A 10,829-nucleotide genomic window follows, 5' to 3' on the forward strand; every position below is an offset into this window, starting at 1 on the left:
AAATCAGACAGCACCACAAACCCATGCGCCAGGCCAGGTGGGATCCAGAATTGCGTTTTATTTTCTTCAGAGAGTATGACCCCTTCCCACTGACCAAACGTCGGTGAATCAGGCCGTATATCTACCGCGACATCAAACACTTCGCCTCGTGCCACGCGGACCAGTTTCCCCTGAGGATTTTCCGTCTGAAAATGCAGGCCGCGCAGCACACCTTTAGAGGAACGGGAATGGTTATCCTGTACAAATTCAAGATCGATATTGAGCATTTTTTGATAGCGATTTTTTTCGTAAGTCTCAAGAAAAAATCCGCGTTCGTCACCAAATACTTTAGTCTGAATGAGCTTAACTCCAGAAATTTTAGTATCAATAACGTTCATTTTCTTTATCCTCCACGAGTTGCTTCAAATATTGTCCATAACCGGTCTTCAATAATGGTTGTGCTTGTTCCAAAACTTGTTCCTTGGTGATCCAGTCTTTACCAAAAGCAATTTCTTCTAAGCATGCCACTTTGAAACCCTGTCTTTTCTCAATGGTGTGTATAAACTGTGATGCTTCAAGCAAACTTTCATGAGTGCCGGTATCAAGCCATGCCAGACCGCGCCCCAGCAATTCAACATTTAACAACCCCTGATTCATATACATCTCATTCAGGGAGGTTATTTCAAGTTCACCGCGGCTTGATGGTTTTATTTCCCTGACCATATCGACAACATTATGATCATAAAAATAAAGACCGGTTACCGCCCAGTTTGATTTTGGATTGGCGGGTTTCTCTTCAATAGAAATGGCTCGATAATTTTTATCAAACTCAACAACGCCAAACCTTTCCGGATCCATAACCTGGTATCCAAATACCGTCGCACCTGATTTCCGGCTGGTGACAACTTCAAGTTGCTGACCAAACCCCTGACCAAAATAAATATTATCGCCAAGCGCAAGGGCACACGGCTCGTTATTAATGAATTCCTCTCCAATAAGGAATGCCTGTGCCAGACCATCAGGACTGGGTTGAATTTTATAACTAAAGCTGACGCCAAATTGACTTCCATCTCCGAGTAAGCGCCGGAATGCTGGTAAATCTTCCGGAGTAGAGATAATCAGTATTTCTTTAATACCTGCCAGCATCAATACCGAGAGAGGATAGTAAATCATCGGTTTATCATAAATGGGCATCAATTGTTTTGATATCCCAAGCGTGATTGGATATAACCGCGTGCCTGACCCACCCGCTAAAACAATACCTTTCATGTTGATATGGCCTATATTAATTTAAACCAAGGCGTTCGCCCGCGTAAGAGCCATCATTCACACGACTCCACCATGTTTTATTTTCCAGATACCATTTGACGGTTTTATAGATGCCACTTTCAAAAGTCTCTTCAGGTTTCCATCCTAATTCGCGTCCAATCTTCGACGCATCAATGGCGTATCTCAGATCATGACCAGGACGGTCTGTAACATAAGTAATAAGATCACTGTAAAGATAAATACCATCCGGCTTCTGAGGGACCATTTCATCAAGTAAAGTACAAATTGTCTTAACGACCTCTATATTTGTCCTTTCGTTATGTCCGCCAATATTGTATGTCTCCCCCACCTTTCCTTCGGTAACAACGTGATATAAAGCGCGGGCATGGTCCTCAACATATAACCAGTCTCTGATCTGACTGCCATTTCCATAAACTGGAAGCGGCTTCCCGGATAAAGCATTCAGGATGGTCAAAGGGATCAGTTTTTCCGGGAAGTGGTAAGGGCCGTAGTTGTTTGAACAATTGGTTACGATGGTGGGTAACCCATAGGTTCTTAACCATGCCCTGACAAGGTGATCACTGGCGGCTTTAGAGGATGAATAGGGGCTGCTTGGCGCATAAGGCGTGGTTTCAGTGAAGAAATCCTCAGTCCCGTGTAGGTCGCCATAGACTTCATCAGTCGAAATATGATGGAAACGAAATGTATGCTTCCTATCTTCAGCCAAAGTGTTCCAATATTTCCGGGATGCTTCCAACAACGTGTATGTTCCGATGACATTGGTCTCAATGAAACTCCCTGGAGCATCAATTGACCGGTCAACGTGACTTTCAGCCGCGAGGTGCATAACGGCGTCAGGCTGGAATTCATTCAAAATTCTGTCAACGGATCCCCTGTCACAAATGTTCACCTGTTCAAATAGGAAGCGAGGATTCTCTGCTATATCTGCCAGAGACTCCATATTTCCCGCATAGGTCAGACAATCAATGACTAATACCTCATCTTCCGTATTCGTGATTATATTTCTGACAACTGCAGACCCGATGAAACCCGCCCCACCTGTAATAACTATTCTCATTATCTACCCTTACATGCATAGTCTTTTGACTTAAAATGGTTCACCAATACCTTTTGTGCATACTTATTTTTTTTATTATCGAGAGTGGCATTTTTTTATACTTCCCGCCCAGCTTATATCCTAAAAGCTTTGATGCCGTATTGATGCATGCCACAGGGATAAGATAGAACCCATTGGCTATAAGATATTTAATTTCTGAAAAAATGAATTTTTTCCCCTCCCCTTCAGCGCCACCAAATTCTTTCCTGATCCAGGGTTCATCAGCATGGAAAACGCCAATATCGAAGTAGCGCTTAAATTCTTCAAGAGGACTGTAATTATGTGAATGCCTGACAATCGCATCAGAGACATAAGCGACTTTATAACCTGAAAGCACGGCTTTAGCGGTAAAATACATGTCCTCGCAAAGTATCGTGTTTGAGGTAAAACCACCTAGCTTTTCAAAAACATCCAATCGATAAGCTGAAAATGAATTAGACATGAATACCGTTTTAATTCCCTTTTTTGTCTTATCCGAAAGTTCAGCGACATACCCCTTTTCCGGATAGCTGAAATAGCGTGCATGCTGTGCAATTTTACTGGCTCTTTTATGAGGGAGTTGTCTTCCATACGCACAGGCGACCTTTGGATCCTGAAAGGCAGATAATATATTTTCAACAAAGTGAGGTTCAGGAATAGCATCTTGCGTTAAGAAGATAACAAAGTCGTATTTTCCTTTATTGTTCTCAACAGCCAGGTTTCTCGTGCCGCCATGATTAAAATCCTTACTGCTTATTGAAATATGTTCAAATCCATATTTATCTGCAACATTCATTGTACGATCAGAACTTCCTGAGTCGATGACATAAACCGAAGTCTTCTCAGGAATATAATTTTTTATGTTTTTAGCGCACTCTTCCCATACGTCGCCGCCGTTATACGTTGGAATAGCAATAAAATAGCGCATATGAATTCCGCCATGATGATTTGGACAACTGGATGTTTACTGCTCGCATGAAATTTCTATAAAAACATTAACCCTGAGTCACCGATGTATGACTCTTTAAGCCCTTTCCCTCCGAACTACAATGAGCAATGCACCAAACTTATCTTTTACTTCTGTAGTTTTATATCATCACCATAAGAGTAACCATGGTAATCATATCCATAGCCATAATAGCTGCTTGCTTTTTTAACAACAAAATTCAGCACACATCCTTTAACACGTACGCCACTCTGTTCCAGTCGTTTAATGCTCACCTCAATTTCTTTCACTGTATTTGATTCGAAACGTGCCACAAAGAGCGTCGTTCCGGCATGCTGGCCAATAATGGCTGCATCAGTGACGGCAAGTACCGGTGGAGTATCAATAATGACCAGGTCATAATTTTTCGATGCCCAACTGACCAGTTCCCCAAGCCGCGGGTGCATGAGTAACTCAGCAGGGTTTGCAGGAGCATGTCCTCTGGAAATAAAATCGAAATCAGCCTGGCGTACCCTTTTTACCGCATTATTTATGAGTGTCCGCCCGGAAAGAAGATCCGATAACCCGTTTTCATTGGTTTCTTTAAAGAGTTTATGAATGGTGCCTTTACGCATATCAGCATCTATTAAGAGCACTTTTTTACCGCCCTGGGCAATGACGGCTGCCAGATTCGTACTGATGAATGTTTTGCCGACATTGGGAATTGCACCGGAGATCATTAATACATTATTCCGACTTTCCAGCATTGCAAAGTGCAGACTCGTTCTCAGGCTGCGCATCGCTTCAATGGCCATATCAGCCGGATTCTCAACTGCAAGATAATTACACAGCTCTTTATTTTCGTAATGAGTAACCCTTTTCTTTTTCCTGCTATTTTTACTTAGCCATTCAGATATCGGTATACTGGCATATACGCTAATACCTGCGGCTTCCAGTTCTTCTGGCGTCTCAATTCCCCGTCGCAGGAATACCCTTAGCAGAATCAAACCCACCGACAAAATGCCCCCCATTATCAGCCCGCCAAGTACTACCAATATTTTCTTAGGTTTGATCGGTTTTGGTTCTGTGACTGCACTGTCAATAAGCCGTACATTCCCAATGGCGCTGGATTTGGCGATATTCAGTTCCTGCTGGCGATTCAGCAACATCATATATATTGCCCGGCCAGATTCTACGTCTCTGCTCAGACGTAACACTTCCTGCTGCATCGCTGGCATGGCGGTTATCCGTTGGTTAAGCTGTGCCTTCTCGTCCAGCAATGTCTGACGTTTTTCCAGCAACGCTTTGTATGTCGGGTGGTCTTTCGTAAACAGCTGCGAGACTTCTGCTTCACGGAAAGTCAGCTCATTCAGATTATTATCTGCGTTAACAATCTGGCTCAGCACTGATTTGGCTTCCAGAGATAAATCTACGGAATCTTTTTGACGACGATATTGGTTTAATTTATCTTCTGCCAGGTCTAAATCTGCCCTTACCTTAGGTAATTGCTGTTTTAAAAACTCCAGACTTTTTTCATCTTGGGCTGCCTGCCGGGCAATATTTTGTGCGACATAATTCTGGCTGATACTATCTAAAATTGTCGCTATCAGTTGCGGATCATTGCCCGATAAATTCAGGTTAAGGATCCCGGTATCTTTACCCTGGTCCACAGCCGAAAAGGCATCCGATAAATCATTAATTGCCTTCAGGCGTGCTGAATAACTGACATTAAATCGTGCCCCCGGCTGAGCATCAATGCTATCGACTTTGATTGATATCCCTTTGTCACTCAGTAATTCCCCTGCCCGGCCATCCATTTCAAAATCGTCACCTTTGATGCGATAACGGTCTTTGTCGAGTACAGTCAGGGTGACCTTTGGTGATGAAACACCGTCTTCATTACCCGGTAAGTAAAGTCTGCTGACAACTAATTTCCCAGGTTTTTGTTTAGTGAGTCTTGCCCATCCGCGACCAAACAACGGAAAATACTTTGGCGTTACGCTAATTTGCAGATTCAAATCATCAACTGTTTTCCCCAAAACCATACGGGATTGCAGCAATGCAACCTCAGGGGCGGATTGCGGTTGTGAATCAGGTAACATCTGACTGATGCTGTCCAAAATGGCGTTGCCCTGCTTTTGCTCAACCTGAATTAATGCATTTGCCTGATAAACAGGCGTGGTAAACAAGGCATAAATAACCGCCAGCAAAACAAACACTGACGTGACGGCAATAATTAATTTTCGATGATCAATAAGCTCACCGATAAAACGGCCAAAATCGATTTCATCTGATTCTTTGGTTGCCGTTTTTTTTGATATGGCTGGAGACATGCGTTTTATCCCTGATGAAGTTATCCGTTCAGTTTCTGTAACCAGGAGTGGCACGCCTGGTCAATTAACCGGTAAACAGACTCAAAGGCTTCCTGACTTTTGCGGTAGGGATCGGGTATTTCCCTTCCCTCCATCCAGTGCCCCAGTAACATGACTTTGCCGCGCACTTCTGGCGAAGAGCGACTGATCTGTGCCTGATGTGATTTCTCCATCACCAGGATCAGGTCATATTGACGCCCTAAAGAGGACGTAAACTGGGTAGCATGATGGTTATCAAGTCGTAATTGATGCTTTTGGGCTATCACGACTGCCGTAGGGTCGGCAGGTTTATCCACAAGCGCAGCAATCCCCGCTGAATCAATTTTCTTGTCAGGTAATATTTGTCTTAACATTCTCTCAGCGATCGGAGAACGGCAAATATTCCCGGTGCAGACAATTAAAATAGAATCAAACATTATGGGTTCCACTGCCGGATATATCGACCTGCTTCGATAATGTCATGCACCCCTGAAATGGTTGGGACTATCTGTGAGATCACCCGGTTCCAGCGAACCAGTGGAGCAGAAGTCACATACACAATATCGTAGGGCTGGAGCTGGAATTCTGTACTCATCACCATGGAAGAGGCATCTTTGGCATTCAGCTGATAGATGTTGGCAATTTTCCCCTGTTTACTGCCCTGCAACTGGCGAATAACAAATATCCCCGAGGCATCCGCCATACTTTGGGAAAGCCCCTCTGAGCTGCCCAATGCTTCAGCCAGTGTCATCCCGCTACGATCCATTTTGAGGGTGCTCTGCTTGCCGACTTCCCCCATAACAAACACCTTCAGGTCATCGTTACGCGGCACGAAAAGAATATCGCCGGGATATAGCAACCGGTTCTGAGTCAGGTCACCTTTCTGCATCAGTGCGTGAAGAGAGATTTGGGTGTCCTTCCCGTTATGGTTAAGTACCACGTTTCGCCAGTCTGCATCAGGTGCCAACCCACCCGCCGCATTTATCGCATCTATGACGGTCAGGGGAATATTGGTAATCGCCTGCTGTCCGGATTTAACCACCTCACCAGTGGTATAAATTTTCTGAGAGCGGAAAGCAGCAATGCTGACATCCACTTGCGGGCTTTCGATATAGGTTGCGAGGCGGCTGCTGATTTCCTGACGGACTTCCGTCACCGTTTTGCCGGTAACTTTCAACTTCCCAATGTAAGGATAAAAAATCGTGCCGTCAGAATTTACCCAGTTGCCGGTATCACTGGCACTCCGGTACTGGCCTGCCGGGGTTGTCAGTTCAGGGTGGTCCCAGACAGTGACCATTAATACGTCGCCCACCCCAATGTGATACTCATAGTTTTTTAACTGCTGGTCCAATTGCGGATTAGGGCGCGCCATCACCGTTTCCGGACGTAATCCATCGACCAGTGAGGGTGTCAGAGGGTAAATATTGACAAGTTTATCAATGTCATAATGACTGTCTGGTTGCTCTATTACTTCCTTACCACCGGTATTTAATCCTTGGCCGGGGATCACAGTACACCCGCTTAGCGTACCTAATGTTGCTATCATTATCGAAATATTAAAAAAGCTATTTTTCATTATCTCACATCATCTGTAGTTCAGGTTTAATATCTGCCTCCGATAGAGGCTCCATATTCCAATCCGGTAATCGCGTTGCTTATTCCTGTGCGTAGATATTAAAAACAAAATACTTTCATCATCTCCCTGCCCTGCCCGACTGACAGCAGGAAAAGAAAATAATGAAAAAATAGAAAGCGCTGGATTCAAAGGTGTCTTTTATGTAGGTGAAAAATCAAAAACATAATTAATTAATAAAAATTCATTTGCGGATGTTTTGCGAAAATTAATATGCACCTTCTTTTTTAAGAACTACACCCACTGTTTTAAATAAGATGGCAACATCATTCCACATTGACCAATTTTTTACATACCAGGCATCGAGATAGACCCGCGTAGAATAATCTACTTCACTTCTGCCACTCACCTGCCAAAGACCGGTCATACCTGGTTTACTGAGCAGATAGTATTCGACTTCATCAAAATAGCGCGCCAATTCTGCGGTAATGATCGGGCGTGGCCCAACCAGACTCATCTCACCTTTCAATACATTGAAGAGTTGTGGCAACTCGTCAAGGCTGGTTCTGCGCAGAAAGCTTCCTATCGCTGTAATACGCGGGTCGTATTTCAGCTTAAAAGTCAGATCCCATTCCTGGCGAGCCTCCGGGTTATTAGCCAGTAATTCGTCGAGAACATCTTTTGAATTCATTATCATCGAACGAAATTTCAGGCACTTGAAGGGTTTTCCTCCCTGCCCTATACGTTCATGACCATAGATCGCCGGCCCGCCATCTCTGCGCACTTTGAAGCTGATGTAGAGTAACAAAGGTGATAGCAGGATAATGATGAGCAAAGAGGTCACAACATCGAACAGGCGTTTAGCGACCCTTGATGACCATTTCGCCAAATTTTGTTGAACGCGGAAAATCATCACTTCCTGACTGAAAATGAAGGACATATCTGTATTATCGAGGGGCATGCCACGTAGCGTCGGGATCACCGAGACAGAACGGTAACCGTTAATCATAAATACACGCAGCCATGCATTCCGGATGCCACTCTGATGCGATTCCACTGCCACGATGAACTGTGTTTTTTTATCGACACAGGTTCGGACCCAGTTCTCATCAGAAGGCATTACCGGTATCCCTTCAATCGTATCACCGGGGTGATCACTGCGTTCGCTGGAAACAAATGTGATAACTCTCAGCCCGAGGTTTCTGTCACTTTTGATTGCGCTATATCCCTCTCTGGCGTTATTGCCACTGCCAATGATAATCGCATCACGCTCCCAAAGTCCGAATGCGTGAAGCGTTCTTTTTGTCATCATCCTGGCAAAAGGAACCAGTATCAGCACCAGCGTCCATGTCAGCACCCATAGATAGCGGGAGAAGTACCATTTGGCGAAGGCAATAACAGCAATTTCAATTAAGGAAAATATGAGTAATGTGCGCAGAATTTCTTTCAGCTCAAACCAAAAAGTTTTTCGATAATAATAATGCCGCAACCGCAGGTGAAACCACGCAACGCAGCAAACTGCTAAAACACCATGTAAAGCTATCCAGCCGGCAGTCTGTGCATCGGGAATACTTTGGTCGAAATGTGCCATTGCCTTGCTGAGTATCCACTTTGCCAGATACAGCGAAAGTGTGAAGCTGAGAAAATCGGATAAGGCGAGCAATATACCTGACCAAAGGTTTCTGGTGAGAAATGTCATAGGCACCTCACAGGAATGAAATATATAACCCCCTCAGGTATGATGAGGGGACATTTTTTAAGTTGAGAGATAAGATGATTTATAATAGAGATGGCATTGAGTGAATTCATTATAAATGAACTTCATAGCTAAAATTGAATACCTTCATTCCTGGAAAGTAGATGCCATTTTACTAATATACCCCCAAATTTTGGCTACGCTACCGCCCCTGGTTTACGGCCACCAATTTGCCAGAAAAAAATAATAATAAACACATAAGCACCCTCACCCAAAAAAACTTAAGGCGACACATGCTTAAATTAAAATGTAAACACGAACAGATAATCCTGTCATTTAGATAAATAGTGAGAACTCATTTAAAAAATGAATTCACCAGTTCTTCCTGACAGTAAGGCAACCATAGTGCCCCCTGCATAGCCTTAATATTACTGCCGCTTAAATACTCAATATGCTGAGAATTTTCCACGCCATTCATGATAACGCCGGAACAATAAGGTCTGACATGATCGATGACTTTACGTAACGATTGAGTTCCCTGGTGTTGCCAAAAAAAGACTTTGCTGATTTTTACATATTCAAATTTTTCGCTCATCACCAATGTAAGACTGGTGTTGCCTGCCCCAAAGTTATCCAGCCATAAAGGGCAGTACGTTAACAGAGACTCAAGTACCGGACGTTCCTGTCCGGCGCTGAATTCCAGGAAATCTTCATTGATTTCCAGTCTTATATACTTGTGCTGTTGCAATACCTTTTGTATCGACGGATTGCTGACGATATGAACAGCAGTATCGTAGTCCACGTTTATCGATAACAGAAAATTATTAGCGATAAACAGACTTTCATGAACGCACGCCAACGTTACCTGTTCAAAAAATATTTTCACTTTCTCTTCAGAAGTAAACACTCCCCTATAACAGTCTGAATTTTCCTGACTTTCTGCTTTGGCTACTTTCTGAACCAACTCAAAACCCAGTATTTCCCCAGTGACACTCACTATAGGTTCGTAGAGGTAGCCCGGATAATTTCTTTTGACTGCTCGCATCATTAACCCCTGAAAAAAAACAACAGCCTGTATCTGTGCCGAAAATTCAGCAACTACAGCCTAAAAAAGCATTATTTTCTTAACTGACAATTCTGTTACCCACGGCGTGTTTGTGCAAAAAAAACAAAGCTGAACTGCTATTGGCATCAACGCCTATTTTTCTCAGAGAATTACATTTATGAACACTGATCGTCTTAACACTGAGCTTCAGGATGTTTGAAATGCTGGTTACAGAAAGACCAGACATCATCATCACCAGCACCTTTTCTTCCATCTTGGTAATATTATAATTAAACGATTCCTTGTTAATCGCACTACCCTGAAGTTGGATAAATTTCTCGACAGCACTGACCACCTCGGTCAGATCGTTCTTCTTCTTGAGAAACTTAAACTCTTTTTTGAGTAAAAGTTCGAGCATGAGCATATCAATCGCTGAAGATACAATCAGAATTCTCTCAGGATCTAATATATTCAGATTTTCTCTCAAAAACTCATAGCACCTGTGAAAGCCCCCTCCTGATGGATCAATAATCAGATAATCTTTTGCAAACAAGGTCACCCCGTCATTCTGGTCAAAAGAGATGACACCGTTAACGTAAGGTAGCTTCTTGGAGATTATTTCTTTCAACGCCAGCTTTGTAAATTGGCACTCACTCCAGATTATTACCCGAGGCATTGGGCCGCCTAATTGTGTGGTTTTAAAAACGCTCAAGTTCTGCCTCGTGCGACCGGGGAAGAATAAAGCACTCTCAGAACGATATAAGAAAAACGAATGTTTAATTCGATCTAAATCATATTTAAAACTTTTCAGAAACTGTATGTAGAGTAATACGCAGCGGAAACTCTTCAAATCGTTTTTCTCGCTCATAATTACGCACAACAATAGGTTTCACCG

Annotated in this window: 10 protein-coding genes; all 10 read right to left on the reverse strand. The window is 43.3% G+C overall.

Annotated features, from left to right (window positions below; translation table 11 throughout):
- Positions 1-377: dTDP-4-dehydrorhamnose 3,5-epimerase (gene rfbC / locus EYY67_RS23950; protein ID WP_131694563.1), on the reverse strand; the 377-nt coding region annotated here is incomplete at its 3' end.
- Positions 364-1,248, reverse strand: coding sequence for a glucose-1-phosphate thymidylyltransferase RfbA (gene rfbA, locus EYY67_RS23955; RefSeq protein WP_131694564.1), 885 nt, complete (start codon positions 1,246-1,248; stop codon positions 364-366). The genes rfbA and rfbC, both read right to left, overlap by 14 nt.
- A gap of 16 nt (positions 1,249-1,264) precedes the next feature.
- Positions 1,265-2,329, reverse strand: coding sequence for a dTDP-glucose 4,6-dehydratase (rfbB, locus tag EYY67_RS23960; protein WP_242675635.1), 1,065 nt, complete (start codon positions 2,327-2,329; stop codon positions 1,265-1,267).
- 37 nt (positions 2,330-2,366) lie between these two features.
- Positions 2,367-3,272 (reverse strand): glycosyltransferase family 2 protein, encoded by a 906-nt coding sequence (locus tag EYY67_RS23965; protein WP_131694566.1) that lies wholly within the window; start codon positions 3,270-3,272, stop codon positions 2,367-2,369.
- 146 nt (positions 3,273-3,418) lie between these two features.
- On the reverse strand, positions 3,419-5,602 hold the full coding sequence (locus EYY67_RS23970) for a polysaccharide biosynthesis tyrosine autokinase (protein ID WP_131694567.1): 2,184 nt from the start codon (positions 5,600-5,602) through the stop codon (positions 3,419-3,421).
- A gap of 20 nt (positions 5,603-5,622) precedes the next feature.
- On the reverse strand, positions 5,623-6,057 hold the full coding sequence (locus EYY67_RS23975; protein WP_195816688.1) for an arsenate reductase/protein-tyrosine-phosphatase family protein: 435 nt from the start codon (positions 6,055-6,057) through the stop codon (positions 5,623-5,625).
- The gene (locus EYY67_RS23980; RefSeq protein ID WP_131694568.1) at positions 6,057-7,196 is read right to left on the reverse strand and encodes a polysaccharide export protein; all 1,140 of its coding nucleotides are present in this window, start codon (positions 7,194-7,196) and stop codon (positions 6,057-6,059) included. Before EYY67_RS23980 ends, EYY67_RS23975 begins: the two co-directional genes overlap by 1 nt.
- 265 nt (positions 7,197-7,461) lie before the next feature.
- Entirely contained in the window at positions 7,462-8,892 is a 1,431-nt protein-coding gene (gene wbaP / locus EYY67_RS23985) for an undecaprenyl-phosphate galactose phosphotransferase WbaP (RefSeq protein WP_131694569.1), read from the reverse strand.
- Positions 8,893-9,244: 352 nt separating this feature from the next.
- Complete coding sequence (locus EYY67_RS23990; RefSeq protein ID WP_242675633.1) at positions 9,245-9,937, reverse strand: EAL domain-containing protein; 693 nt, start codon at positions 9,935-9,937, stop codon at positions 9,245-9,247.
- 76 nt (positions 9,938-10,013) lie between these two features.
- Complete coding sequence (locus EYY67_RS23995; protein ID WP_242675634.1) at positions 10,014-10,646, reverse strand: helix-turn-helix domain-containing protein; 633 nt, start codon at positions 10,644-10,646, stop codon at positions 10,014-10,016.
- Positions 10,647-10,829 lie beyond the last annotated feature (183 nt).

Origin of the sequence: Rahnella victoriana (assembly GCF_004330295.1) — a bacterium.
In the GTDB taxonomy this organism is placed as follows: Bacteria; Pseudomonadota; Gammaproteobacteria; order Enterobacterales; family Enterobacteriaceae; genus Rahnella; species Rahnella victoriana.

What these genes read in the sequence shown, in the direction of transcription:
- rfbA (WP_131694564.1), bottom strand. Translation starts at nt 1,248, where the DNA reads ATGAAAGGTATTGTTTTAGCGGGTGGGTCAGGCACGCGGTTATATCCA.
- EYY67_RS23965 (WP_131694566.1), bottom strand. Translation starts at nt 3,272, where the DNA reads ATGCGCTATTTTATTGCTATTCCAACGTATAACGGCGGCGACGTATGG.
- EYY67_RS23970 (WP_131694567.1), bottom strand. Translation starts at nt 5,602, where the DNA reads ATGTCTCCAGCCATATCAAAAAAAACGGCAACCAAAGAATCAGATGAA.
- EYY67_RS23975 (WP_195816688.1), bottom strand. Translation starts at nt 6,057, where the DNA reads ATGTTTGATTCTATTTTAATTGTCTGCACCGGGAATATTTGCCGTTCT.
- EYY67_RS23980 (WP_131694568.1), bottom strand. Translation starts at nt 7,196, where the DNA reads ATGAAAAATAGCTTTTTTAATATTTCGATAATGATAGCAACATTAGGT.
- wbaP (WP_131694569.1), bottom strand. Translation starts at nt 8,892, where the DNA reads ATGACATTTCTCACCAGAAACCTTTGGTCAGGTATATTGCTCGCCTTA.
- EYY67_RS23990 (WP_242675633.1), bottom strand. Translation starts at nt 9,937, where the DNA reads ATGATGCGAGCAGTCAAAAGAAATTATCCGGGCTACCTCTACGAACCT.